Raw genomic sequence first — 25,127 nt, 5'->3', positions numbered from 1 at the left:
ATTATTTTCTTAATACAACTTTGTATGCCTTTATTTTATCCTTAAGACTCCAATCTGTCGTAACAAATATTGTTAACCGAATAAAACAAAGAATCACATAATACAGATAATAATAAGGGCCCTTGAAATGTTTCCTTAAATAATAATTATAACTGGTTTGAGCCATAATAAATCGGGAAACTGTCAATTTTTTACTATTAAAACTTCCACCCTCCAGATGAATGATTTCAGGCCCAGGTATAATTCGCCGAATCAAGCCAGATTCTGATAATCGATATTGTAGATCCGTCTCCTCATAGTACATAAAAATCTCACTATCAAAACCGCCTAAATCATCAAAAACACGCTTCGCAATAAACAAGTCTGCCCCAGTTACAAAATCGACATCTCTTTCTCTCCTAAGTTCCGAATTATCTGGACGGTGATATTTCCCTAACAAATAAGCTATTTCATTCTTAATACTAGGGAAAAAACCAAATGAGTTATTAGGTTCACGATTCCCATCAAGAAGCCAGGTTCCCAACACACCGACATTATCCGAATTATGCATTTTCATATACGATAAGAGTTGTAATATCGCATTGTTCAGCAATAGTGTATCTGAATTAAGGAAAAAAAGATACTCTCCATTTGCATATTTTGCACCCAGATTATTAGCACGACCAAAACCTAAATTCTCTGCGCTGTTAAACCAACGAACCGAAGGGAATCGGGAACAAATTAATTCTTCCGACTGGTCAATTGAAGCATTATCAACAACGATAATCTCAAATGACAAATTGGAAGTATACCCATAAATTGATGAAATACAATCTAATAATAGCTTCTTAGTATTATAATTTACAATTATTATTGATACGTCCATATACTCGTTGAATTTGGAAATATCTTACCCCCGTAAATAACATCATTGCGCCCCAATTAAGTGGAACATTTGCTAATGTCGCCAGTCCTAAACCGAACCAAAGAAGAGTTTCCAAAGAGAAAACTCGACGAATCATGCTCGTATATACAATTATTTGCATAAGAATAAAGCTTAAAAATCCATAATCGGCAATATTCCCAACCATAACTTTATTGCTAAACAAGCCATCGCTCAACCCGTAATCGACACCATGTCCGAACCATCCTTCCAAAGAAGTCAAGTCCAATCTGGTAATTGTATTCACAATAGGAATGATCCGAGCAGCTGCACTTCCATCTGCATTTGCAACCTCTTGATTATCCAGAGTTAGGAATGCAGCAAATGAATCTCTAGCACGTTGCAATGGAACAAAATCAACATATGTAATGACACAATAAGCAATAAGAATTATCGCAATTGTAGAGAAATAATACTTTGGACGAATAAAATAACATAACAAGATTCCTAATGCAATAAAAGCTGATCCGCTTCCCATAGTGATCATACTCCATAGAAAACCTAATACAACTAATTTATCCTTTCTATAAATCTCTCGAAAAGTAAGCTTTCGCCCATAATCCAATTCATACATCCTTATGAGTGATAGCATTGCAAATGACAAAATAATTGCAGCTGAAGACGGTTCATAAGTCAAAGAATTTGTGCCAATTCCTCGATCTAGATATTGGACTAAATTTATCAATGGGAAATATCTAATGCCAAGTAATATAAAAAATTGTTGTATAATCAATACAACTGTATATGCTAGTATTAACCTTTTAAGTAAATTAGTAAAAAAATCTTTCGAAAAGACATTCTCACAAACTACTAGATTATAATATGTTATAAATACAACTATAAAAGTTGCCATAAAAATAACGGTACTCCATCTAAGGGTATCAGGATGTACCATTGCTGTAACTATGATTAAAGCATAATACAACATGAACAGAACAGTAGTTCTCCCTACCTTTGGTGAATAAATCACAATTATAAACGGACAAAGGGCAGATACCGCCAACTTTAGAAAACTTACGCCATCTCTACTTTCTATAGGGATATATTGAATGCAAAATAATACTAATATAAAGCAAGCAATATTTCTCGGAGTAATATATGATAAGATCGGTTTCATCATTATTTCCCTAATGTAAATCGAGCAAACTTGTCTATCAATATTACCAATAAATATTGGACCGGCATAGACACTACAAAACACAAGATAGATACCCAACCGCTGTATGGCATATGAAAGAAATCTTCAACTATCAAAGTTAATATAACCAATACTATTGAATAGTGTGTAACCATTAAGTTAAGTGAGTTCTGCCCCCAGAAGCTGAAATAATTAAGAATTCTAAGGTCCTGAATTGAATTGAAAAGTAAAAGGAGACCCAAAGGCCCTATCAAAGGCGCCAAGTAGTGCCAGAATATTGATATACCGCGAGGTAAATAATTAGCCAATACAAATGCAAAAATACAAAGGCTACCACCAATCATACCCTTCACAAGATTTGACCGATTTAGCAGCTTTTTCTTGCAAAGCAAATAGGCAAAAAAACCAAATGCTATTCCAACCCAAGCCTCCAACATATTGCTAATAGTTCGAAATGGAGCATCAATTATCCTATACATCAAGTCTGTATTTCCATCAAATATACGATGATAGAAATACTGATAACAGATAGTTATAATGAATGCCAATACGATAAGGATTATATTATGTTTTTTGAGATAAAACCATATAATTTCCCCTCCCAGAAGCGCAGGTAAGAACCAAAGCGTCCCAATACCTCTTAATGTAATTGTCTTATAAATATCCGTTTTTATATGCATTTCGTCATAGAAACCCAATGCCAGTAAAATTAAATCCAACAAAAGAATAATACTAGACCACCACAAGTAAGGGATGCAGAGATGCCGCCATTTTCTTCTTATAAAATCTACAAATGTTGTTTGAACAGAACGCATTGCTTCGATCCAGCCTGTCACAACATAAAACGCAGTTATCATAAAAGATCCGATAAAAACATTTATGCTAGTTGGGAATACATCTCTCTCATAATGCAGGAGTACGATACAAATAATAGACAGGCCTTTAACAATATCTAGATACCGGACTCTTTTCATGTCGTTTTTCAACATCTTCCTCAATTCAGCCAGTTAATCTCTATTTCAATAGAATGCATAAGATTCAACCTTAGAAAGGTAACTTTTGTCTCAATTTTTATTTAAAAATCTTCAATAGGGATAGAAGTCTTGAAACGATTCTCTCACCTAATACGGCTGTTAATCTCTTTTTATATTTATCCCATAATTGAATACTTTTGGAAGGTTTGATTCCCCACGCTGCATTAAACCGATGGATACAATAAGTTTCTGGATTTGCGCGATAATTACTCGTCAATCTCCGATCTTCATTATAACATTTCTCTACATCATATTTAATAGGAGAAAAATAATGTGCAGGACATATGAGAATATCATTATCTAGATTCATTGGCTTTATTGGTTGAATCATAGAAAAACTTCCATATGTATCCTTCAAAGCCTGCTCAATAATATTAGGAGCAGTTATTTTCAAATCAACTCCTCCTTTTTCGTTTACATGAAAATGTTCGTTCTCATAAAAGTCCATTGCCTTCTTACACCATGGAGTCCCGGGTTCTCCTCCAAATATAGCGGCCTCAATTCCTCCTGTTGCAGCTTCAAATCCTATAAATGATTTATATTGTAATAAATCATTAAATGATTTTATAACCTCAACATCCGAATCCAAATAAACACCACCTTCCGTATAAACAGCATATAATCGGATGTAATCGGCGGCAAAAGCATATTTTTTAGCATCATATGCTTCTTTCACCCATGAGATGGAATTTACATTAAAACGTTTTGTATCCCATAGAATAATTTCATATTCCGGTAAAACATCCTTCCACGTATTTAAACAATGCTGAATCAGCGGAGGAAAATCATCGTTACTAAGCCAACAAAAATGGATCTTTCGAGGAATCATTTACAATCTTTACTTTAAGAAAATCTATGCCATGAGAGCAAAATACATTGAAAATATTTATCGTTCGGATACTTCTATATTCTTCCGATTTCGATGTAATACTTTCCAAATAATAGGATAAATTCTTAGCAATGTTAAATAAAAGATAAGTTTTAGAGAGAAAGGTATCCCTTTGCAAAAAAGATAGTCACAGTTTATCTCTGGAAATATATTTCTCCACAAATGAATATATTTTGATGGATCACTCAAAACTAGAGGCCAAATAAATACTCGTGGCGTATACTTCATACGGACTATCTCATTCCGATATTGTTCTGACAAATTCTTCTGCTCTAGAAATGACAATAACTTATTAATATTTTGTTGAGCTTCTCTTGCTCTTCTCAAGCATGCTTCCACAGAACAATAATGGCAAACTGAGTTCTCATTAACAAAATAATAATACAAAGGTTGATCAATATAAATATAATTAGCAGACAAGACTAAATATTGTACACATAATAATTGATCCTCTAACATATGGACCTCAGGAGATATAAGTTGGGATGATTGAACAATCTCTCTCTTTATTAATTTATTGCACAAAGAACAGGTTGTTTTCCGGCATATTAAATCCCCAAGGAATCTCTCTTTATCAGAGTTAACATCTTGGTATATAACCTTTTCTGACATGCCATTACTCTCATACATGCCACATATTACCATATCAACAGCATACAGTTTAGCCGAAGTATATAATTTCTCATACATTGTGGTAGCAACCCAATCATCACTATCACAATGAATAACATATTCTCCAGATGCTAATGATATTCCAACTTTACGTGCTTCTGCTGCCCCTTGATTTCGTGTGAAATTAATAATCTGCACCGTAGATCTTCTCTGAGGATATTCTTTTAATAATTTTGTAAGAATTATAACTGAATTATCTGGAGAGCAATCATTAATAAAAATATATTCAATATCATCTAGTGTCTGTTCAAACAAACTTCTCACACATCGTTCAATATATTTTTCCACCCTATATATAGGCACAATTACGCTTATCTTCGGCATATTATAGAGATTTTAAATATTTCAAGGAACGGTTTTTCGAGTCTTCTAATCGCAAATTAACATTCTCATAATCTATTGACAAGATTTTAAGATTTGATAACTCATCTTCATCAATAAGGCGAGACTGAAGTCCAATCTCATTCATTAAATTAATATATCTAATATCCTTCCCATCATTAGATTTCAAAGCATAAAATGGTTTCTGAAAAAGAATAGAGAACGCAATAGCATGAAAAGATGTCGCTAATATACAATTAGCATACTTTATTGCATTAAGGAAGTCAAGAGGGGAATATGCAACATCAAAAATATTAATCAACTTCGCATGTTGATTTTGAGCAAAATCTTTGATTTTTCGTAGGAAATCAAACGATGATGCATTCTCATGCAAGAAATATGTCAGAATATAAGGAGTCTGAATTACTCTTTTAGCTGTTAATCTATCCCATTCATCACAAGATAGTAATAGTGAAGGATCTAATACCACCTCCCCTTTCCTATCTGTCATACGCTCGACCTCATCTCGAATCGTTTTTTCTCGGAATGAAATACGTTTAAAATTTTTAATATACTTCACAAGAGTTGAACGACCTATAACATTCAACGATTCGATAGTTGAACTAATTGCATACCCTTGGATATCACTACCTTCACGAACAATAAAGTCTCCAAAATAAATAGGCTCTAATCGATTACCTGTAGGATGAAGACTCCACATCTGATCAGAACCAATCAGATATGTATCAAAATCCAAAGGAATCTGTTCGCGTTGAAATATAGGCTTTGTACAATTTAAATATTGTTTTCTAAATCTATTGTATTGTATGGATCTTTTTAGTCTTTCAGGAAAAACTTTGAATAAATATCCCGCTAATAATCTTGGACGAGTAAGGCCCTGCATCATGATATCCCAACGCACTGGATTGTATATTAGCTCAGTATAAGGCTCACGATAATCAATGACCTGAACCTTATATCCCAGTTTTTTTAATGTTTCCTGTAATGCATAGCATTGAAGGACCGCCCCAAAATTATTAGCTCGATGAAAAGTTATAATTCCAACTCGTTTCATATCATTATTGCTTATGCTTCAAATGCCAGACGAGAGCAAAATAGATGTGTTTTAGATTAAGGAGAATTTTATTGATTTGATATCGTAAACCTATTACACCATATTTCCTTGCAACATATTCAAATCCCTTTGCGGCAAACTCGGCTTCGAAAATTTCTCGACAATGATGTCTTTGTGCAGGATGCTGCAGCTGAGGTTGTAAACAATCATTTGCAGAACTCTCTCTACATATAATATTTTTAGTATTAGTCAACAAACTCCTCCCTTTATCTGAGTTTACCAAGACCAATGAAAGACCTAGATTATCATTAAATTCATTGCTGATTTTTGACCAACCCCAGAAATCTCCAATTGTTATATCAGCAACCCTATTAAGATTTGTAAACGGACAATTATAACACGATTGCCTTAACATGATATGACTATAGAATAGATCTCTAAATATTCTTCTTGCTATTTTATGTCCGTTCTGTAAAAGAAAAGATTCATAGTGAGAGGCCCACCCAAAACTTTTATCTCTAAAGGTACAAGTCCGAATTGGACCATTTTTCTTTTCTATAAACTTTATATATTCACGCCAGACAGAAGGAGAAGGGACTCCATGACAAACTAAATCTATCGTTGTTAAGTTCTCTCCTAATTGAGTTCCAATATATGAGTTGAGCCCGCAAACTTGACAAGGAGTTCCACTAAATAAAACTTTTCTTTTATTAAGCAAATCAGATCTTATCTCTCGAAAAACATTAGTCATATTACTTTGTGTATACTTAGACATTCTTAACTTTTCAAGGTCATTAATTGTATCCACACGCCGATGTTTGACAGAAAAATCTGGCTCCAATCCGGCTCCATATACAATACCTCCTGATTGTAAAAAGGTCTTAGCAAACTCAAAGAAAGCAGCTCCACTCTGACTTCTATTAAGTTCAGACTTATCTAAACTCCGTATGGCATATACTAATGGCTGAGAATATTTGTTCTTTCTCGCATAAGAAGGCGTAAAATCACACACCTTAACACATAAACCGCAATCAATGCATTTTGAAACATCTACATGAGGATAGTAAAAACCTAATTTGTCAGGGAGCATTGTAATAGCACCTCGGGGACAAATATTTTCACATGCAGTGCATCCACAACACGTTTCGGCGGTCTTATTTATATGCATGTATATATTTATTTAAAAATAATTTTAATTTACTTCTAATCAATTCCTTCTCATTGGAAGTACAGCCAACCTGGTAAATCCAGAAGATCGTTGGAATAATGCTAACAAGAAGTGTTATGATAAATCTCGCAAAGGATTCCTCCATCATAAATACAATAATAATGGGTAATATAGATGAACATATACCAACTAAGACAATTCGAGACAACTCCTCAACAACAAATCGTCGTATAGGGAATCCAACCATACGTTTAAGCATAATTAATCGAAGGATGAGACAACCGAGAGCAATAATAATAGATAAAACGATCGTCGATTCTGGTTCATAGCCTAACTTTAAGAGCAAATATGCTAACGGGAAATTCAACATTTGAAAACCACCCACCAATAATTGGTAATTACGGATATTACCTGTAGCAAGCATCAGCGTAACCATCGTAAACGACAAAGACTCTGTCATTGTATACAATATCATCCATCTCACAAACCAAACGGTATGTTCTGGTACTAATTTTAGCCAAAAAACTAATACTTGGTGAACTTCTGCCAAAATGGGTAACGATATAAGCAGAATCAAGAAAAAAGACAAACGAGTCCCTTGCAATACTATATCAAAAGAACGATCTTTATCCCCAGCCGCATAACTTTTTGTGATTTGAGGGTTTAATGCTAACATGAAATTAGTCGCAAATTGGCTAACGATGCTATTGACTTGCATTGCAATTCCTCGTGCTGCATTTACTGCTGGTCCACAAAAAAGATTGAGCAGGACATTAACACCCTGATCTCTCAAAATTCCGGATCCTGACCCTATAAAGTTCCATCCTGCAAAACTAAAAATGCTTTGACTCATTTTCTTGTTCCAGCCGAATATATAAATGCACTCAGTAAATTTCCGCTTACAATATATCCAATAAATTGCCTGCCGTAGAACACTCTGAATCAAAGACAGAAGTGAAAATAGGATTAACTTATCACCTTTATAATAATAGATTCCTAGAACAATAAGGAGTTTAAAGCCCGCATCAAAAATAGTCATATAGGCAAATGCCGTCATTTTCTCATGAGCAATAATAGCTGAGTTATACGGCACAGACAGTAATCCGAGAGCAAAGATACCAACGGAGCATTGTAAAACCCAGTTTGCCGCATATAACCGATCACTAGGAATATTCATCTTACTATTTAGGAACCATACTCCTATTAATTCAATAGCAATGACGACAATTACGGCAAGAATAATATGAATATTGACTGTTGTAGAAAATATTTTTTTTAAGTTTTCTAGATCACCTTGTCCTAAACCAAATGTAAGAAATCGACTTGTTGCTGCGGACATGGAGCCAGAAAGCAGAGAAAACATCGAGACTAATCCACCAACGACATTATTAATACCATAATCAGTTATCCCTAATGCATTTAAAGTAATACGTGCGGTGACAAAACTTATTCCCATCATCACCAGCATTCTTAGGTATAGAATAGCTGTATTCTTTGCGATCCGTTTATTCCCCGATTCTGCTATTTCATTCATTGATTTAAGCCAATAAGGTGCTAATAATTTGTTCCATCTTAGTTCCCCATTTCGTCCAATTCAATTTTTCTTTGTATAGACGAACTGCTTGAGTTGACATTTCACTTAACTCACCAGATTCTAAGCAATCACAAATCTTCTGACCAAAATCCACTCCTGTTGCTTTAACCGGAAGTCTATAGCCATTAACACCATTCAACACATAATTAGAAATTCCTCCTGTATCATAAGTAAAAATAGGAAGTCCGTTTGCACTACATTCGCAAAAAACAATACCGGCACATTCTGCATGTGTAGGAAGAAGCAAACAATGCGATTTTTGAATAATAGAAACTAATGTCTTATATGAATCTGGATTATTTTTATTCAAGAACCCATAATTTCTCACAAATGGCAACGTTGCTATAGAATCATCAAGATTTTGAATTCCCACAATATGCAATGTTGTTCTTATACCTATTTGATTCAGATATCTACAAGCATCGACAGCAATATCTCCGCCCTTTCGAATCCAGTCCACACCCATAAACAATATATCCAAACTGCTCTTATATTCGAAAAGGTGAGGTATTATATTCTCCTCATCAATATTAGCCCCAAATTCTATAACTGCTAGCTTTTCCTGAGATATTTTATAATCAGATTTTACCGAGTTATATGCCCAATCAGAAGCCAATACAGCATAAGATACTTTCGACAAAACAGTATGCTCAATTTTGTTTGCCTCACGGATGTTCCACTTAGGTATATTTTTAAAATAATAATCAACCATAAGTGCGAAAGTTGCGTCAGAAAGGTAAATTATAGGCTTCTTTGTTTCCAATGAAAATATAGTTACAGAAGAGAAAGGTGCAAACAATATATCACACTTACCTATCAACTTTCTGTCTAATGATTTAGATGCCAGAATCGCTTCGACAATTGTATATTCCTTGAGAATCCGTGTTTTCGTTAAAATTGAAAGGAACTTGTAAATTACAGCTACAATGTTGTATACCCAAGTCCTTTTTACCTGCACCCAAACAACTTCAGCCCCAATTTGTTCAAGAGCCTTATACATATAATACGTCGTTCCACTTGAGGCTCTTCTGTCCAATGGATTATTCGGGCTAATATATCCAATCCTTATTTTCTTGGAGAGCATAGACTGCTATTATCTATTCCTATACATATCATCGTAATACTTTTCATATTCACCTGAAGTGATGTTATCCATCCAAGCCTGGTTATCCAGATACCAGCGAACGGTCTTCTCGATACCCTCCTCAAACTGTAACGAAGGCTCCCAGCCCAATTCGCGCTGTAACTTTGACGAATCAATTGCATAACGCATGTCATGGCCCGGACGGTCCGTTACGTAGGTGATCAGATCCATATCCTCACCCTCTTTACGACCAAGGAGTCGATCAACCGTCTTAATAACCACCTTAATCAAGTCGATATTCTTCCACTCGTTGAATCCTCCGATGTTGTAGGTATCAGCTACCTTTCCGCGATGGAAGATCAGATCGATTGCACGAGCATGATCCTCGACATACAGCCAGTCGCGGACATTCTCACCCTTTCCGTAAACAGGCAGAGGCTTACGATGGCGGATATTGTTGATAAACAGCGGTATCAGCTTCTCCGGAAACTGATAAGGGCCATAATTATTCGAGCAGTTGGTCACGATAGTCGGCATGCCGTAAGTATCGTGATAAGCCCGCACGAAGTGGTCACTCGAAGCCTTGGAGGCTGAATAGGGGCTGTGCGGATTATACTTCGTCGTTTCGTAGAAGAACTCCTCACCATAAGCCAGATGGTGCTCTGAAGAGGATGCCGTAGTTGTGAAAGGAGGCTTGATACCCTCGGGATGCGTCATTTTCAGTGCACCATAAACCTCGTCAGTTGAGATATGGTAGAAAAGTTTGCCTTCAAAGCCCTCGGGACGCGAACTCCAATAGCGATGTGCAGCTTCAAGCATCGAAAGGGTTCCCATGACATTGGTTCGTGCAAAGGTGAAGGGATCCTTGATCGAACGATCCACGTGGCTTTCGGCCGCCAGATGGATAATGCCATCCACCTCATACTGTTGCATCAGCGCAAGAACGGTATCAAAATCACAGATATCCGCCTTGACGAAGGTATAGTTCGGAGCCTGCTCAATATCCTTCAGATTGGCCAGATTCCCGGCATAGGTCAGCTTGTCGAGGTTGATAATATGATAGTTGGGGTATTTCGTAACGAAAAGCCGTACGACATGCGAACCGATAAATCCGGCTCCACCGGTAATGATGATATTGCGTTTGAAATTAGTTTCCATTGCTTATTTTTTAAAACCGAATAAGAGAGAATGCAGAATAGGTGATATCTTAAAAACAGACGCGATAATAATACTTAAACAAATTAATAAGAATGACAATATTGACACAAAACAAACTTCAAGTATAGAATTTTCTGAAATTAATTTTATAAAATCATCATTTTGATTTAAACCCTGAATTCCAAAAAGTAAAATAAAATGAATGAGATATATCTCAAGAGTTTGCTTACCTATAAAGATTAGATTTCGGCCAACAAAACTTTCTTTTGAAAAAATATGATTATAATATCTGAATAAAGTAAAAACAATCGTTGCTCCCAGAAAACCTTGTAGAGCTAAAGAAATAGGAGTCTCTACAAACAACAGAATTACAAATAGAATCATTAATAAACTTACTCCAATCTTACTATCAATTAGAGCAAAAAATTGTCTATTGCACATCTTACATAATACCCCAAATAAAAAATATTTTAAATACAAAAGACCTTGCCCAATTGAGGTTAAAGTCCACATTTATTCTGAAATATATCCGGAGTATATCTCGTTATAAGAGACATACATAAATGAGAAAAAACAATTAGAGCAATAAATACTATGCATCTTATCTTATTCGATACATGTCTTTTAGCTAGGATAAAGGATACAAAAGCGTATATTATATATACCTCAAACATTGCAATAGTAAACCAATACCCCAATTTAGTCTGATCAAAAAAGACGGATTCTATACTGTGACCTGAAATAAAAATATAAATGAAACAAAAAACAATTGTTGGAAGTAGTTGTCCAAAAAATCTATTATAACTCCTGCTTTTTAATAGATCTGCTGTGAAAATAGTTGTATAAGATAAGAATCCACTTATAAAGAAAAATAATGGCATTCGAAATCTAACACAAAAATTACAGAATTCACTATCAATAAATAAAGCACCATTTATGATATGATAATAAACGACCAAAAGCATTGCAACGCCCCGCATTGCGTCAATATAGTCAATATGCTTAGTGGGCGATTGCTGATGGATTGTATTATTTATCATTGCCAAATAAATTTCTCACACAAATCTTCAGCGAATCGACCCAATACGGAATCCGAAGGCCGAATGTCTCCTTGATCTTGGTCTTGTCCAGCACAGAATAGGCCGGACGTTTGACAGGGCTGGGGAACTCGTCACTGTGGCAGGGCTGGATGTCGCACGTCGTATTTCCGGCATAGGCGGCAATCGCCTTCGTAAAGTCGAACCACGAGCAGACTCCCTCGTTCGAATAGTGGTAGATACCGCCCCTGGCATATCCCTGCGTCGTATCACTGGCCGCATAATCGGCAAGGACCGTTCGGATGGCCAACGCCAGATCGTAGGCATAGGTCGGGGTGCCGGCCTGATCGAATACGACCTTCAACTGCGGTTTGGTCGACGTAAGGTTGAGCATCGTCTTGACAAAGTTCCGACCAAATTCGGAATAAAGCCAGGCGGTACGCAGAATAACATATTTACAACCCATGCCGAGAATATACTGCTCTCCTTCAAGCTTGGTCTGTCCGTAGACTCCGGTCGGAGTACCCTTCTGGTCCTCCCGGCAAGGCGTATTGTAGGGATCCCCGCCAAAGACATAGTCCGTCGAGATATGAATCAACAGGCCGTTCACCTCCTTCATGGCTTGAGCCAGATTGCGAGGCGCCTCGGCATTCAACACCCGGCAGAAAGCCTCGTCGCTCTCCGCCTTGTCGACATTCGTATAGGCTGCGCAGTTGACAATACAGTCGATCCGCTCCTCCCGAACGATGCGACGGATCGCCTCCAGATCGGTAATATCAAGTTTGGTCGTCTGAACACCTTCCGCATCAACCACATCCGTAAAGACAAAGTCGTGGTTCGTATCCCGACTGACAATACGCATCTCACGTCCCAACTGACCGTTGGCACCCGTTACAAGAATCTTCATCGCCTAATAGAGTTTTTCGTTGTAATCAAAAAGCCACTCTGCATCGCGCAGACGGCTGTGATGACGATCCTTCTCCGAAAGAAGGACCTTGTCGGTCGGAATCCGCCAGTCGATTCCCAGATCGGGATCATCCCAGGCCAGCGCACCTTCCGACTGCGGTGCATAGAAGTTGTCACACTTGTACTGGAAAATAACCTCGTCGGTCAACACACTGAATCCATGGGCAAACCCACGGGGGATGAAGAACTGGCGATGGTTCTCTTCGGTCAATTCCACGGCAACATGCTGCCCGAAGGTCGGCGAGCCCTTGCGGATATCCACGGCGACATCCAATACGGCCCCCTTGATCACGCGGACGAGTTTCGACTGTGCATGGGGCGGTTTCTGGAAATGCAGCCCGCGGAGCACGCCGTAGCTCGACTTGCTTTCGTTGTCCTGTACGAAAACCGTGTTGCAGACCTTCTCCTGAAAATCGCGCTGTGAGAAAGATTCGAAGAAATAACCGCGGTCATCCCGGAAGATGCGGGGTTCAATGATCACCACACCTTCGATATTTGTCTTGATTACTTCCATTTCTATAAGTTTGGAAAAGATATATTGTTAATCCAGATTACTCTTACCGGTTTGGGCAACCTCGTCAATCACCTTCAGCAGATACTGTCCGTACTGGTTCTTCAGCATCGGCTGTGCCAATTCGCGCATCTTGTCTGCCGTGATCCACCCCTTCCGGAAGGCGATGCCTTCGAGGCAGGCAATCTTCAACCCCTGCCGTTTCTCGATAACCTCCACGTAGGTCGAGGCCTCGGCCAGCGAATCGTGCGTCCCGGTATCCAGCCAGGCAAAACCTCGTCCGAGGGTCTGGACCTTCAGTTCTCCGTCATCCAGGAATCGCTGATTGACCGAGGTAATCTCCAGTTCACCGCGAGCCGAAGGCTTGATACTCTTGGCCACATCCACCACCTTGTTGGGATAGAAATAGAGTCCGACCACTGCATAATTGGATTTGGGTTTGGCCGGTTTCTCCTCGATCGAAAGGCAATTGCCCTCATCATCAAACTCCGCAACGCCGTAACGCTCGGGATCGCTGACCCAGTAGCCGAAAACCGTTGCCTTGTGATCCACTTCCGCCGATCGTACCGCTTCGTGCAACATGGCCGAGAAGCCGTTTCCGTTGAAGATATTATCACCGAGGACGAGGCAGACCGAATCGTTTCCGATGAATTTCTCCCCGATCAGAAAAGCCTGCGCCAACCCATCGGGCGAGGGCTGTTCGGCATACTCAAAACGGACTCCGAAATCGGAACCGTCACCCAACAACCGCTTGAATCCAGGCAGATCAACAGGCGTCGAGATGATCAGAATCTCCCGGATCCCGGCCAGCATCAGCACCGAAATGGGATAATAAATCATCGGTTTGTCGAAAATGGGGAGCATCTGTTTGCTGACCCCCTTCGTAATCGGGTAGAGCCGGGTTCCGGATCCACCTGCCAGCACAATACCTTTCATGATTTTATGATTTTTAAATCGATTATAATATTCCAATTGACGACAAGATCACATCCGATCCATTTTCTTCTGGAGCCAGAAAAAGATGCCCGTACGATTGAGGTGCGTACGGTAGCCGATGCGATGAAGCAGGCGGACAAATTGCGTCTTGTGGCGGATATGGTACTCCATGAAATTATAAAGGCCAGATGTGATCAGAATGCTCAATACCAGCACAATATACAGTTGGACATCAATCGAGCAGCCCACCATGTAACTAATCCACCAGCACAGCACCACGAAGAAGTTCAGGGTCAGAATCGCAAGCGTCGTGGCAGCATGCGAACATCCCAGACAGATGAACATGTGATGCAGGTGCGTCTTGTCCGGATGAAACGGAGACTTGCGCTTCAGGATGCGTGTCGTCATCACGCGGAGCGTATCAAAGACGGAAACGGACAGAACCGCCAGCGTAAAGGGGACCAACCCGATATTTGCCGCATCATAAACCTCGCTCATCGAGCCGTGGCGCAAAATCCGGACCACGAAGATCGACAAGACGATACCCATGACCAGCGTCCCGCCGTCGCCAATGAACATCTTCGAACTCTTCCCGAAGACGTTGTGGAAGAAGAACGGGATCAGCGATCCGGTGGCCACGACGGCCAACATACCCATCGTCCGATCCTCCACATACCAGAACATCATCCCCAAGAGCAAACTCGTCAAAATGCAGTAGCCCGACGAGAGACCGTCTACCCCATCGATCAGGTTGATGGCATTGATGATGCCTACGGCAGCAAAGAGCATAAACGGGATGGCCACCCCTTGCGGGATCTGATCAAGGCACCACAACCCGTGGAGGACATTCCAAACAGACCCTCCGATGAAAATCATCAGCAAGGCTCCACAGACTTCGTCCGAAAAGCGTGAAATCCGAGCATATCCTTTTGTCCCGACAACATCCCTTTGGGCCACGACACTCGGCATGCTCCTGTCCTTCAGGCAATAAACGGATTCAAAACAGGGAATGAAACAAAGATGCATGCAGTCAAACATCCGAAGACGGTTTATTCACAAACTCTATTGCCATGTTGGATACCAACATATACCAATAAAGAATGCCTAAATACGATCAACGGCTTTCTGCAGCCAGAAAAAGATACCCGTACGGTTCAGATGCGTGCGGTAGCCGATCCGATGCAGCAGATGCAGAAAACGGGTTTTGCGACGGATCTGCCGCTCCATGAAGTTATAGAGACCGAATGTGATCAGCAGGCCGAGGGCCAGAATAATGTAAAGCTGCGTATCGATCGAACAACCGGCCTTGTAGCTGATCCATCCGCACAGGACCACGAAGGCATTGAGCATCAGGATTGCAAGCGTCGTGGCGGCATGGGAGCATCCCAGGCGGATGAACATGTGGTGCAGGTGCGTCTTGTCGGGATGAAACGGGGACTTGCCCTTCAGGATACGGGCCGTCATCACACGCAGCGTATCGAAGACCGGAACCGACAGCACCGCCAGCGTAAAGGCCACAAGCCCCAGATTCTCCTGGGCATGCATCATGTATTGAGCGTCGTGCTGCAGCAGCCGCATGACGAATACCGACATGATGATGCCCATCACGAGCGTACCGCCGTCCCCGATGAACATCTTCGATGTCTTGCCGAAGACATTGTGAAAGAAAAACGGAATGAGCGATCCTGCGGATACGGCTGCCAGAATGGCCATGACCGGATCGTCGGCCAGCCAGAACATCACCCCGAACTGGATGCCCGCCATGATGCAGTAACCCGACGAAAGTCCGTCCACGCCGTCGATCAGGTTGATGGCATTGATGATGCCCACGGCGGCAAAGACCGTCAGCGGGATGGCGACTTCACGGGGAATTTGACCGAGTCCCCACAGTCCGTGGAAATCATCCAGTGTGTAGCCTCCGACGAAGACCAGCAGCAGGACGGTGCCAATCTCCACCAAAAAGCGCAGGGCCGGGGAGAGGTCGAGGATGTCATCGAGCGTCCCGGTATAGAGCATGATCATCATGGCGACCACCACGATGAACAGATCCGAACAGTCGCAGGCAATACCGGCGCACCCCAGTCCGATCACCGTTCCGAAAAACACGGCGATACCGCCAAGAACGGGGACCGGCTTGCGTTGGAGTTTCCGGGCATCGGGATTATCCACGATGTTTTTGTCGAGGGCAATGGCGACCAATCGCGGATGGATCCAGCAAACGCCCAAAACCGCAATCAGAGAGGTGATAAAATACAACATACTTGGGGATATTTGTTTGATGGAAACAATCGAAAGAAACGATTGCAAGCGGAAAACGGACAGCCGGTACGACAACTGCCGGCTCAACGGCTCGCCGACACGGATTCACAATGTTGCGGTTCCGAGGAGGCAGACCGTCCGACATACAGGCCATGTCCCAACCAACAATCGTAATCGTCAAGACGCCGGATGAGTTGCAACTTGCACTTTTTCGGATTCCGCTCCTCACGCCACGGATCGACGGCGCCATGCGCATGATCCCGGCAGATGCAACTGTTCGTGCAACCATAGAGCGTAACCAGCAACAACGCACGCGACTGTTCGGCACGGATCAGCGGCAGGATACTGCGAATCGTACCTACCAGACGGTCGAACTCCTCCTTCTCTCCAAGAATCGCATAGGCCGGAAGCAGCATCGAGTAAAGTTTGCAACGCATGACGTCACTCTCCAACTGCAGACTGCCGTATTGCCGCAGCGTCTCCCGGGCCAATTCCCGATCCGTGTCCGTCACCCCTTCGGGCGAATGGTAACGCTTCAGCGCTTCATGAAGTCCCGCCGGAAGCCGGTCGCCGTTCAGACGCGTGTAGACATGGCGGTTGTCCGAGTTCAACGCAACCACCTCGTACTGGCCGGGCTCCACACTGAGCAGCGGTACATACATGCAGTTCTCCACACAGACCATGATGTCTTTCCGTCCGCCTCCGGGCTGGATGATGACGCTTGCCTCCACTCCCTTGAACTGCCCCTCGGTGATGCGCACCCGATCCCCTTTCATCAGCCGGTTCGGTTCGGGTGTATAGACCGGCAGTTCATCGCAATAGGATTCGGCAACCCATTTCAGATTGGCCATCTCCTCGTCCGACAAGTAGGGATAATACCCGCCACGTCCGTCACGGACCCGGGGCAGGAAACTGTATTGGGGAAGAAATCGTTTCAAACGATAGATCTCTGCTTCCGAGGCGTGTACGAAGACGTAATTGTACAGCAACGGATGCTGCGTGCGGACCAGTACGCCCTTTTTTTCGCAGACGGCGACGTACGACGGAGCAAAATATTCGAACGGCTGCTCGCCGACACGGATGCGCCGAGCCAGCTCGGTCTGGAGTCCTTTGGCCGGGTTGCCCCTGTAATATCCTTTTGAAGAGACCGGCAGCACCAGCACATACCACCTTACCGCATGGTTGTTTTTTCTTGTGCGGATCTGCTCGGAGACCGAGTCAGACCAAGTCCAGTTAGTGCCCTGCGTATTCATTCCAATATCGTTTATCCAGGAATCCGCATCGCATCCGGGCAATCCGAGGCCTTGCCAGCGCAACATCAGAACACGCTGACATTCAGTGAATTAAGAATTACACATAAGGTATTCGTGAAAATTGCGAATACCTTGCTTCGCTTCGGGCTTGTCTGCAAACCTACAGTTGCGAATGTTTATTATTTCTGTTTAAGAAACCACACTATTTAGTCGCAAAAATAGATAAATTCGTCGAATAAACAAAAAGAGAGGTTTTTTTCTTGCATCAAACCATCACGCAATGCCTATTCTTCTGACAGACAAACAAAAACAGCCGTTTTAAAATCTTATTTTCACGGTTGTTTCACCCCAATGCAACAACAACCGGAGGTCCGGAAAAAGCAAACGGAAGGCATAAGTAACAATTTGGAAGCATTTACGACCAAAATGACACGGTCTTCGTCTAAAAATCAAGAAGTTCCCGTCTCATGCGATTTCTTAAACAGAGATCGCACAAGGGAGCAAAGGAGAATCCCGCATTGTAAGCCATGCAATGGCAGGTCCTCCCGTAAATGTCATTCCCAAACACAAACCATTCCTTCCAAAAAGGCATCGGCAGGCAATTGCCTGCCGATGCCGTCCCTTCCGAACCGAAAGCGCCTCCCTACTGTCACGGATGCATCAGTGTATAGGCATGGCCCGAGACGGCCAGCGTCCCGTCTATCGGAATATCGCCCGGATGGGATCCGCCAACGACGATCCTTCCCTGCAGGAAACTCGCCCGCTCGACCCGTGCCAGCTGGTCGTTGTCGAGCGCCCCGCGGTCAAAAGCGAAATCACTTCCATTGCCCGGTGGTGGGCTCAATATTAGGCTTTCAATAAATTTACAAATCCAACAATACCTGCAAACGATCAAATAATAGAACATCTATTATAAACATGATTTACCATATTAAACACTTGCTTACAGCACAAATACACGCACTTCAATCAAACAATTTATTCCCCTTTATATCAAATAAATACATCAAATATCAATGTAATTTTACGAACTAGATACACAAAAACGGCATATTCGCAATACGAAACACAACCAATCATTAAACTCTCACAATAAAAACATGTATTCAAGCACACATATGAAACATGCATTCATTTTAATTATACCTTTATATATAATATAAGACAAACACATCATATAACCAGGCTCAAGCACCAACAACGGCCTTCGGTTTCAATTCTTGAGAAGAGAACCTGAAGAAGGGATCGCGCCTTACGGTCAAGAAATTTCAACGGTCAAATTTTACTGAACGGAACAACCGGCCCAAACAAGGACAAGACAAAAAAAATCAGGGAGATAACCCGATCAAACAATTGTACCCAGAACAAAAAAAAGGACAAAAAGGCCATTTTCGAAAATACTTAATTAAACTTCAATATTGATTTTCACAAACTTTTTATCGAATTTTACACCCGCAACAGCCCAAAAAAGAGGTCCGCGACTTGCATTTTCCGCAGATGTTTTCTATATTTGTTGGACGACATATTGAACACGGAAGTGTAAGTTTATTCTCACAGTGGAATCTGGAAAATTTAGTTATATCTCAAAATTTCACATCATAATATCTTGTAAATTAATAGTTTATATTGTGATGTGTTTTTATCAAGAAACAAATTAGGAACAGAAACACGAATTATCTTATTTTCTTGTTTTTTTGTTTGCACTACCTTTCTTTCTCTTCACTTGTTCGTACTTTGAGTATTTTTCCAAGTCTTTTCACACGATTTTCATCCTCTCGCCAAGAGTGATTGTTGCAGTCATCTATGGATGAATAACTACAGCCAAAAGAAAAAAGGACAAATCTCTGTTTCTTTCAAGGAACATTGTTTTTTGCAAAGGTAACCATTTCCCTCAAAACACCTATACAGGCAGTCCAATATATCTGCCTATATTTAGTTTACTTTAGTTTAGCATATATATAAGCTAATAGACTAAACTAAACCTTTACCGAAGTTCTCCCCCTTACTTTTATATTCACAGTCAAAAGAGAAGATAATCGCACCGATATTTTCTTTTTTCGCTGCATCCCAATTTTACGGAAGTTCCTTTTATCGTAACTTCTGCCATAGGCATTCTATCCTCGCATCCCAACTTTCGGTCTGCCTGATGAGAATTGTGTCGCAAAGGTACTTGTCATGTCTTTCTTGTATTCAAGGTCACAGCCTGACGGTTCCCGACAAAATCTCCACGCTCCGCTTTGCAGAGGTCGTATTTGGTCGTGAAACCCTGCATAAAGAGCCATAACACCTTTTGAGGCGACATAATTTTCAATCAAGCCCGAAAGTAGCTGAAATGCTAAAAGAGGGAAAATAAAAAACTTAAAACTTAGGATTATGGCAAACTATGCAACAAACATTTTCTACGCAAGGACGGAAAACAAAGCAGACCTCGACAAGATAGAGGCATTCTTGGATGACACTTTCGACGGCTTTGTCAATAGACACAGCGATAGCGTGGATGCGGAGTTTACCTCTCGTTGGGTTTATCCGGAAGAAGAAATCGACAGACTGATAGCTTCGTTGGAAGCCAAAGACAAAACTTATATCAAAATTCTGTCCTACGAATTTACAGACGAATACGTGAGCTTCAGAATCTTCTCACAGGGGAAATGGGATATCAAGTTGTAACCGTAAAATGACATGACTTATGTACGAATACGAAGAAAATAGCGAAATTATAGGTGCGCACTGCACCTTGCTTACCCCCTATAAAGGCTACTCTGAGGGAACAGTTGTCGGCGACTTCGGCAATAAAATAGTGGTGCGTCTTAGTAGTGGCAAAGAGGTGGTCGAGTATCGTGATGAAGTGATTATTTACGATTAAATACAAGAGCGATGCAGCAGATAGCAATGAAATTCGTCCAATGGGACGTACCCGAATTAGAGAAGCTGAAAGACAGCAGGGTTTACCAGTTACGGGAACAACTTGATAACGGAGACAAGTTGAGCCGTGAAGACAAGAACTGGATTACCCGAAACGTGAAAGAGTGCATCCATTTCAAAAGAGGTATCGCATTGATGGGCTACTTCTTTGATTTCTCCGATGTTCTCAAACGATATTTCGTAAAACAGCACGGACATATCGCCGAGTATTACGCCATTGACAAAACAGCGTTGCGCTCTGTCCTGTATGGTCGAATAGAAGACATAGTAGAAGTAGAATTAAAATCAAAGAAACATGAAAGCAACGATTGAGCATAGCTTTTGTCCTTATTGTGACGAGGTAACAGAACTCTACTTCCGTATCATCAACACGATTCTTTTCTCAACCGATGAAGCGGAACTGCGTACCGGCATGGAACGCCTACAAGAAAAAACACGCCTTGATGATTATTTCGTCTTCGGCTATGGCAAGCATCACCTATGGGTTTGCCAAAGACGTCCCAGTAATCAAAAAAAGATTTTCGAGCATCGGGTAATCATGGCAGAATTTTGATGATACAGGCAGGCAGGAACGGGATAATCTTCCATTCCTGCCACGCCGCATTCCCTTTTTTACATCTATCTCTCTCTTTTGGCTGCGCCATATCCTTTTGTAAAAAACAGCCATTCGTGAAAAGCTCCGTCCGCTTTTCCGAAAAGCAGGGTTCTTTCCTTTTTCCCTTTTGTCCCCTTTTCTTTCTGCCGGACGGGAACATGGCAGTACCCCGATATCCCGTTCCGCCTTTTGTCGCCACTTCGTTGATATTCCCTTCTGCGGTACCGCAACCTGTTGTCAGTTCAGTGTTCTGTTTGTAGCCACCTCAATTCAGTCCGACCGAATTACACGAAAATACCTGCCGATTCTGCGGACTTACAGCCGAAACGCGCACCATTGTGCCGGTGGACGGATTGCACTTTCACTTCCCCTGCAACTACGGTTTTCCGCTCATTTTCAGAATAGTTTTCCGCCGAAGTCATCATCATTTTCCGATGCAAAGATAGTATGCAGACGGGAACGACTTTGGAAGTCTTGACCAATGGCGCAGCCGTACAATCTTCCTTTATCGAGCCTTCCGGTTTTGCCTACGGACAAAAATAAAGAGTATTGATGCGTCCGGCCTTGGTGCATCCCCTTAACTGCACCTACTTTTTGAGGCAGCGTAAAATTGATTTAATAACTTCTAAAAACAATTCATTATGAAAAAGATTGAAAACAATTTCGTAGTAACCGGTTTCGTAGGAAAGGATGCAGAAATCCGTCAGTTCACCAACGCAAGTGTAGCACGTTTCCCTCTGGCAGTAAGCCGATTGGAGAATAATGGCGAGGAATCCAAACGCGTTTCCGCCTTTATGAATTTTGAGGCGTGGCGTAAAAACGAGAACACCGGGTCGTTCGACCAACTGACCAAGGGTACGATGCTGACCGTCGAGGGGTATTTCAAGCCCGAAGAATGGAGCGACCAAAGCGGTGTGAAACACAACCGTATCGTGATGGTCGCCGTCAAGTTCTATCCGCCCGTCGAGAAGGAGGAAACTCCTGAAAAGCCGGCCAAACCAGCGAAAAAAGGCAAGAAATAATCCTTGCCTTATCACGACAAAAGCGGCCTTCGGGTCGCTTTTGTTTTACTCATTACGGTGTTGTTGCACCATCTGTACTTTTATACTCTACTTGTTCTCTTTTACCGCATTCAGAAATGCTTTGGCAGGTTTGAATGCAGGGATATTGTGAGCGGGAATTTTAATTGTCGTATTCTTCGAAATGTTCCGGGCCGTCTTTTCAGCTCTCCGTTTGATGATAAAGCTACCGAACCCGCGCAAGAACACCTCGTTTCCCGCAACCATCGACTCTTTTACATTTTCCATGAATGATTCTATCACAGTCATCACCACCGTTTTCTCTATTCCGCTCTGCCGTGAGATCTGAGCGACAATTTCCGCTTTTGTCATATTGTTCTTGATTTTTATGAATACGGTGCAAAATTAACAAATATCTGCCAGTTACAACAATCCGGAGTTATTTGTCATCCCGAAAACTGCTTTTGCTGAATCCTCCGAACACGCCCCTCAAAAGCCTGCCCACTACCAAGAACACCAGCAATAAAATTATAATATCTCCCATAGGTCTTGTTTTTATATAGTTATATCCAACTTAAAGATACGAAAAAACGATGAATTACGCAAGCAATCTATTGATTTTCAATATCCATATTGATTTATAAGTTCTATTTCCGGATGCCCGGCACTCGTCCCGGTGTTCGGTTAAGCTGAACCTTGTATTTATTGAGAATGCTGTACACGGTGCTTTTACTTTGGACACCGCTTTCTTTCCAAATATCACGGATTGAATACCCATTGTTATACATATCCACGATTTTTTTGTCCCGTTCAGTTTTACTCATACTTTTTTTGGAAATCGGAATACTGATACTCTGCTGCAGGCGTATAATTTTATCCGACGACTTCCGCAAAACAGCCACTTCCTCCGGTAATGCCCCGAACATGGCCAATACTTCCGCCGGTGTCGTGTCCGGAAACAATTTGTTGTCGGTGTCAATTTTATCGTGAATGGAGATAATACGCACGACCTTGATGCGGCATAGCTCAATCAATGCCGATAGTTCCCGTAAACCACGAACGGCATTGCTGAATTTTGACATCACCAATTCGTCTCCTCTTTCAAGATTCGACATCAGTTGTTTCCATCTCGGCCTAAGCGTCTCGTGTCCGACCGATTCTTCAACCACCTGTACACACCCATATTGGCGCATCCATTCCTTATCCGCATCAAACGCATCGTAGGAATTAGCCTCGAATATATAACCGACTTTTGCCATATCAATATACAATATTCATGATAACAAGTGCAAATATACAAGTTTTATTCGAGTATATGAATCATACTATATTAAAAAACGAAAATCGTACATTTCCACGTGTTTTATCTTCACTTGTTTTCATTGGTAATCATACTATTAAGTACGATATTAAAAAATGCACAAAATACGGTTTTTCGGATGCGAAGTATCAAAAATAATATATAGTTTTGCACTAAATAGTACGAAATGATATAGTATGAAAACATTAAAATCGAACTTAAAACAGCCGATAATCTTTGCCAAAATAATTGCCGTTTCGATTGCCATATTCCTATGCGCGTCATGCGACAACGGCAATGGCAAACGATTGGCGAAAGCCAAGAATGACCCTGCCGGAACATACAGGGAATACCTGTCCGACATACGCAGGCAGAAAAAACTCTCCATTAAAGAATTGGCCGGACACCTCAAGCAATGGCAAACATTGAGGGATTCCGTATTCCTGCATCTCGAATGTGATACGCTTGGCCGGCTTCATTCCACTGTAAGAGAAGAGTGTGAACAGATACATGATTCCATCCGCATGGAATTTTCACGGATGGTGCTGTCTCAAACACGCACTTATAAGGATATACTGTGGGTAAAAGAACAAATCTCACCGCATCTTGAAGACAAAGAGTTGCATCGTGCGGCTGAAACAATCCGACCGTTCTTTGCCTCATTGGATAACCGGCCCGTCAGTCAGAGAAACCGACAACACATTCTTGCCACTTATCGAACTACCCTTGCTGAAACGATTGATTACGGTATTCATTGTATGGCAGACCTGACGACCTTTATCGAAAAGGAGGATGCCGTGTACCGGGCATTCCTTTCACGTCTGCCTGATTTCGACGGCGAGAATCTTTCCGACATCACTCATGACACGGAACGATGCTGTGCACAGATATTCCTTGCCGCCGAACGGAACGACATCACCTATCGCAATGCCATGATTTATCTGGCCATGCGCACCAACCGCAGGCTGATTCAGAATATCCGAACCTGTATCGACGACATCTGCAATAAAAAAGTCAAGACACCGGCACAGGCACAAGCCTACATCTGGATGCTTCTCCAGCCTTATTCGTCGTTGGACGGTTTCTGCCTGGCGTTGCTTTCAGCCGAAGAAAGAGAGCAACTCGATATGCTTGCCTCGCAGACACCCGACGCTTTCAGGGAGTTGGGCAGGATGCTGCACCCCGGAGACAACCGCTTGGACGAGCTGCCCGGAATGCTGATGGAGGCATTCATACACACGCTGTAAAATATAACAACAGAAAAAGATATGAAT

General features: G+C 41.6%; 27 protein-coding genes. 6 read left to right on the top strand and 21 right to left on the bottom strand.

The genetic code is table 11. The annotated features are described in order from the left end of the window. Window position 1: 1 nt before the first annotated feature. The 19 genes from QZL63_RS02325 to QZL63_RS02240 form a co-directional block, all read right to left on the bottom strand. Complete coding sequence (locus QZL63_RS02325) at window positions 2–865, bottom strand: glycosyltransferase family 2 protein (RefSeq protein ID WP_022307729.1); 864 nt, start codon at window positions 863–865, stop codon at window positions 2–4. Then, window positions 834–2,042 carry a hypothetical protein gene (locus QZL63_RS02320; protein WP_290585636.1) on the bottom strand — a complete coding sequence of 403 codons (1,209 nt, stop codon included), beginning with the start codon at window positions 2,040–2,042 and terminating at the stop codon, window positions 834–836. The genes QZL63_RS02325 and QZL63_RS02320 overlap by 32 nt, the downstream gene beginning before the upstream one ends. Next, a complete protein-coding gene (locus tag QZL63_RS02315) occupies window positions 2,042–3,034 on the bottom strand; it encodes an acyltransferase family protein (RefSeq protein WP_022307727.1) in 993 nt (330 codons plus the stop codon). Before QZL63_RS02315 ends, QZL63_RS02320 begins: the two co-directional genes overlap by 1 nt. 97 nt (window positions 3,035–3,131) lie before the next feature. Further along, window positions 3,132–3,923 carry a sugar-binding protein gene (locus QZL63_RS02310; RefSeq protein WP_022307726.1) on the bottom strand — a complete coding sequence of 264 codons (792 nt, stop codon included), beginning with the start codon at window positions 3,921–3,923 and terminating at the stop codon, window positions 3,132–3,134. Window positions 3,924–3,980: 57 nt separating this feature from the next. Further along, the gene (locus QZL63_RS02305) at window positions 3,981–4,979 is read right to left on the bottom strand and encodes a glycosyltransferase family 2 protein (protein ID WP_022307725.1); all 999 of its coding nucleotides are present in this window, start codon (window positions 4,977–4,979) and stop codon (window positions 3,981–3,983) included. Window position 4,980: 1 nt separating this feature from the next. Continuing rightward, complete coding sequence (locus QZL63_RS02300; protein ID WP_022307724.1) at window positions 4,981–6,051, bottom strand: polysaccharide pyruvyl transferase family protein; 1,071 nt, start codon at window positions 6,049–6,051, stop codon at window positions 4,981–4,983. Window positions 6,052–6,055: 4 nt separating this feature from the next. Then, entirely contained in the window at window positions 6,056–7,219 is a 1,164-nt protein-coding gene (locus tag QZL63_RS02295; protein ID WP_022307723.1) for a Coenzyme F420 hydrogenase/dehydrogenase, beta subunit C-terminal domain, read from the bottom strand. Further along, entirely contained in the window at window positions 7,206–8,753 is a 1,548-nt protein-coding gene (locus QZL63_RS02290) for a lipopolysaccharide biosynthesis protein (protein WP_022307722.1), read from the bottom strand. The genes QZL63_RS02295 and QZL63_RS02290 overlap by 14 nt, the downstream gene beginning before the upstream one ends. A 4-nt stretch (window positions 8,754–8,757) precedes the next feature. Beyond that, window positions 8,758–9,897: a glycosyltransferase family 4 protein gene (locus tag QZL63_RS02285; RefSeq protein WP_022307721.1), complete on the bottom strand. Its 1,140-nt coding sequence runs from the start codon at window positions 9,895–9,897 to the stop codon at window positions 8,758–8,760. Window positions 9,898–9,906: 9 nt separating this feature from the next. Beyond that, window positions 9,907–11,055: a dTDP-glucose 4,6-dehydratase gene (locus QZL63_RS02280; RefSeq protein ID WP_022307720.1), complete on the bottom strand. Its 1,149-nt coding sequence runs from the start codon at window positions 11,053–11,055 to the stop codon at window positions 9,907–9,909. A gap of 3 nt (window positions 11,056–11,058) precedes the next feature. After that, window positions 11,059–11,568, bottom strand: coding sequence for a hypothetical protein (locus QZL63_RS02275; protein WP_290585633.1), 510 nt, complete (start codon window positions 11,566–11,568; stop codon window positions 11,059–11,061). Further along, window positions 11,556–12,095 carry an acyltransferase family protein gene (locus QZL63_RS11700; protein ID WP_022307719.1) on the bottom strand — a complete coding sequence of 180 codons (540 nt, stop codon included), beginning with the start codon at window positions 12,093–12,095 and terminating at the stop codon, window positions 11,556–11,558. Before QZL63_RS11700 ends, QZL63_RS02275 begins: the two co-directional genes overlap by 13 nt. Then, window positions 12,085–12,999, bottom strand: a complete 915-nt coding sequence (gene rfbD / locus QZL63_RS02270; protein ID WP_022307718.1) for a dTDP-4-dehydrorhamnose reductase — start codon at window positions 12,997–12,999, stop codon at window positions 12,085–12,087. Before rfbD ends, QZL63_RS11700 begins: the two co-directional genes overlap by 11 nt. A 3-nt stretch (window positions 13,000–13,002) precedes the next feature. Continuing rightward, window positions 13,003–13,572, bottom strand: coding sequence for a dTDP-4-dehydrorhamnose 3,5-epimerase (gene rfbC, locus QZL63_RS02265; protein ID WP_022307717.1), 570 nt, complete (start codon window positions 13,570–13,572; stop codon window positions 13,003–13,005). A gap of 27 nt (window positions 13,573–13,599) precedes the next feature. Then, window positions 13,600–14,505, bottom strand: a complete 906-nt coding sequence (gene rfbA / locus QZL63_RS02260; RefSeq protein ID WP_022307716.1) for a glucose-1-phosphate thymidylyltransferase RfbA — start codon at window positions 14,503–14,505, stop codon at window positions 13,600–13,602. Window positions 14,506–14,553: 48 nt separating this feature from the next. Further along, window positions 14,554–15,543, bottom strand: a complete 990-nt coding sequence (locus QZL63_RS02255; RefSeq protein ID WP_022307715.1) for an MraY family glycosyltransferase — start codon at window positions 15,541–15,543, stop codon at window positions 14,554–14,556. 66 nt (window positions 15,544–15,609) lie between these two features. Further along, entirely contained in the window at window positions 15,610–16,776 is a 1,167-nt protein-coding gene (locus QZL63_RS02250) for an MraY family glycosyltransferase (RefSeq protein WP_418684073.1), read from the bottom strand. Between the two features lie 71 nt (window positions 16,777–16,847). Then, on the bottom strand, window positions 16,848–18,017 hold the full coding sequence (locus tag QZL63_RS02245; protein WP_022307713.1) for a transcription antiterminator: 1,170 nt from the start codon (window positions 18,015–18,017) through the stop codon (window positions 16,848–16,850). A 649-nt stretch (window positions 18,018–18,666) separates the two neighbouring features. Further along, a complete protein-coding gene (locus QZL63_RS02240; RefSeq protein WP_022307712.1) occupies window positions 18,667–18,924 on the bottom strand; it encodes a hypothetical protein in 258 nt (85 codons plus the stop codon). Window positions 18,925–20,390: 1,466 nt separating this feature from the next. Between QZL63_RS02240 and QZL63_RS02235 the strand changes: the two genes are divergently transcribed. The 5 genes from QZL63_RS02235 (at window position 20,391) to QZL63_RS02215 (ending at window position 22,556) form a co-directional block, all read left to right on the top strand. Continuing rightward, complete coding sequence (locus QZL63_RS02235) at window positions 20,391–20,684, top strand: hypothetical protein (RefSeq protein ID WP_005680037.1); 294 nt, start codon at window positions 20,391–20,393, stop codon at window positions 20,682–20,684. A 19-nt stretch (window positions 20,685–20,703) separates the two neighbouring features. Beyond that, a complete protein-coding gene (locus QZL63_RS02230; RefSeq protein ID WP_005680036.1) occupies window positions 20,704–20,880 on the top strand; it encodes a hypothetical protein in 177 nt (58 codons plus the stop codon). A gap of 11 nt (window positions 20,881–20,891) precedes the next feature. Further along, complete coding sequence (locus QZL63_RS02225) at window positions 20,892–21,251, top strand: hypothetical protein (protein ID WP_005680034.1); 360 nt, start codon at window positions 20,892–20,894, stop codon at window positions 21,249–21,251. Continuing rightward, window positions 21,235–21,492: a hypothetical protein gene (locus tag QZL63_RS02220; protein WP_005680032.1), complete on the top strand. Its 258-nt coding sequence runs from the start codon at window positions 21,235–21,237 to the stop codon at window positions 21,490–21,492. The genes QZL63_RS02225 and QZL63_RS02220 overlap by 17 nt, the downstream gene beginning before the upstream one ends. Before the next feature lie 683 nt (window positions 21,493–22,175). Continuing rightward, window positions 22,176–22,556, top strand: a complete 381-nt coding sequence (locus QZL63_RS02215) for a single-stranded DNA-binding protein (protein ID WP_005680031.1) — start codon at window positions 22,176–22,178, stop codon at window positions 22,554–22,556. Window positions 22,557–22,643: 87 nt separating this feature from the next. Here the strand turns inward: QZL63_RS02215 and QZL63_RS02210 are convergent, their stop codons facing one another. Next, a complete protein-coding gene (locus QZL63_RS02210; RefSeq protein ID WP_255204174.1) occupies window positions 22,644–22,937 on the bottom strand; it encodes an HU family DNA-binding protein in 294 nt (97 codons plus the stop codon). A gap of 263 nt (window positions 22,938–23,200) precedes the next feature. Then, entirely contained in the window at window positions 23,201–23,812 is a 612-nt protein-coding gene (locus QZL63_RS02205) for a recombinase family protein (protein WP_005680028.1), read from the bottom strand. A gap of 238 nt (window positions 23,813–24,050) precedes the next feature. Between QZL63_RS02205 and QZL63_RS02200 the strand changes: the two genes are divergently transcribed. After that, on the top strand, window positions 24,051–25,100 hold the full coding sequence (locus tag QZL63_RS02200) for a hypothetical protein (RefSeq protein ID WP_005680026.1): 1,050 nt from the start codon (window positions 24,051–24,053) through the stop codon (window positions 25,098–25,100). Window positions 25,101–25,127 lie beyond the last annotated feature (27 nt).

The sequence above is a fragment of the Alistipes sp. CAG:268 genome, assembly GCA_000434235.1.
Classification (GTDB): Bacteria; Bacteroidota; Bacteroidia; order Bacteroidales; family Rikenellaceae; genus Alistipes; species Alistipes avistercoris.
The sequence above is the reverse complement of the archived record's forward strand: the minus strand, read 5'-3'. Positions and strand labels throughout refer to the sequence as shown.

Excerpts from the sequence above, each read along its gene's own strand:
- QZL63_RS02215 (WP_005680031.1), top strand. The coding sequence starts at position 22,176 with ATGAAAAAGATTGAAAACAATTTCGTAGTAACCGGTTTCGTAGGAAAG.
- QZL63_RS02200 (WP_005680026.1), top strand. The coding sequence starts at position 24,051 with ATGAAAACATTAAAATCGAACTTAAAACAGCCGATAATCTTTGCCAAA.
- QZL63_RS02295 (WP_022307723.1), bottom strand. The coding sequence starts at position 7,219 with ATGCATATAAATAAGACCGCCGAAACGTGTTGTGGATGCACTGCATGT.
- QZL63_RS02240 (WP_022307712.1), bottom strand. The coding sequence starts at position 18,924 with ATGTTCTATTATTTGATCGTTTGCAGGTATTGTTGGATTTGTAAATTT.
- QZL63_RS02235 (WP_005680037.1), top strand. The coding sequence starts at position 20,391 with ATGGCAAACTATGCAACAAACATTTTCTACGCAAGGACGGAAAACAAA.
- QZL63_RS02220 (WP_005680032.1), top strand. The coding sequence starts at position 21,235 with ATGAAAGCAACGATTGAGCATAGCTTTTGTCCTTATTGTGACGAGGTA.
- rfbA (WP_022307716.1), bottom strand. The coding sequence starts at position 14,505 with ATGAAAGGTATTGTGCTGGCAGGTGGATCCGGAACCCGGCTCTACCCG.
- QZL63_RS02325 (WP_022307729.1), bottom strand. The coding sequence starts at position 865 with ATGGACGTATCAATAATAATTGTAAATTATAATACTAAGAAGCTATTA.
- QZL63_RS02310 (WP_022307726.1), bottom strand. The coding sequence starts at position 3,923 with ATGATTCCTCGAAAGATCCATTTTTGTTGGCTTAGTAACGATGATTTT.
- QZL63_RS02285 (WP_022307721.1), bottom strand. The coding sequence starts at position 9,897 with ATGCTCTCCAAGAAAATAAGGATTGGATATATTAGCCCGAATAATCCA.
- QZL63_RS02225 (WP_005680034.1), top strand. The coding sequence starts at position 20,892 with ATGCAGCAGATAGCAATGAAATTCGTCCAATGGGACGTACCCGAATTA.
- rfbD (WP_022307718.1), bottom strand. The coding sequence starts at position 12,999 with ATGAAGATTCTTGTAACGGGTGCCAACGGTCAGTTGGGACGTGAGATG.
- rfbC (WP_022307717.1), bottom strand. The coding sequence starts at position 13,572 with ATGGAAGTAATCAAGACAAATATCGAAGGTGTGGTGATCATTGAACCC.
- QZL63_RS02300 (WP_022307724.1), bottom strand. The coding sequence starts at position 6,051 with ATGAAACGAGTTGGAATTATAACTTTTCATCGAGCTAATAATTTTGGG.
- QZL63_RS02230 (WP_005680036.1), top strand. The coding sequence starts at position 20,704 with ATGTACGAATACGAAGAAAATAGCGAAATTATAGGTGCGCACTGCACC.
- QZL63_RS02280 (WP_022307720.1), bottom strand. The coding sequence starts at position 11,055 with ATGGAAACTAATTTCAAACGCAATATCATCATTACCGGTGGAGCCGGA.
- QZL63_RS02245 (WP_022307713.1), bottom strand. The coding sequence starts at position 18,017 with ATGAATACGCAGGGCACTAACTGGACTTGGTCTGACTCGGTCTCCGAG.
- QZL63_RS02205 (WP_005680028.1), bottom strand. The coding sequence starts at position 23,812 with ATGGCAAAAGTCGGTTATATATTCGAGGCTAATTCCTACGATGCGTTT.
- QZL63_RS02315 (WP_022307727.1), bottom strand. The coding sequence starts at position 3,034 with ATGAAAAGAGTCCGGTATCTAGATATTGTTAAAGGCCTGTCTATTATT.
- QZL63_RS11700 (WP_022307719.1), bottom strand. The coding sequence starts at position 12,095 with ATGATAAATAATACAATCCATCAGCAATCGCCCACTAAGCATATTGAC.
- QZL63_RS02255 (WP_022307715.1), bottom strand. The coding sequence starts at position 15,543 with ATGTTTGACTGCATGCATCTTTGTTTCATTCCCTGTTTTGAATCCGTT.
- QZL63_RS02275 (WP_290585633.1), bottom strand. The coding sequence starts at position 11,568 with ATGTGGACTTTAACCTCAATTGGGCAAGGTCTTTTGTATTTAAAATAT.
- QZL63_RS02305 (WP_022307725.1), bottom strand. The coding sequence starts at position 4,979 with ATGCCGAAGATAAGCGTAATTGTGCCTATATATAGGGTGGAAAAATAT.
- QZL63_RS02320 (WP_290585636.1), bottom strand. The coding sequence starts at position 2,042 with ATGATGAAACCGATCTTATCATATATTACTCCGAGAAATATTGCTTGC.
- QZL63_RS02290 (WP_022307722.1), bottom strand. The coding sequence starts at position 8,753 with ATGAATGAAATAGCAGAATCGGGGAATAAACGGATCGCAAAGAATACA.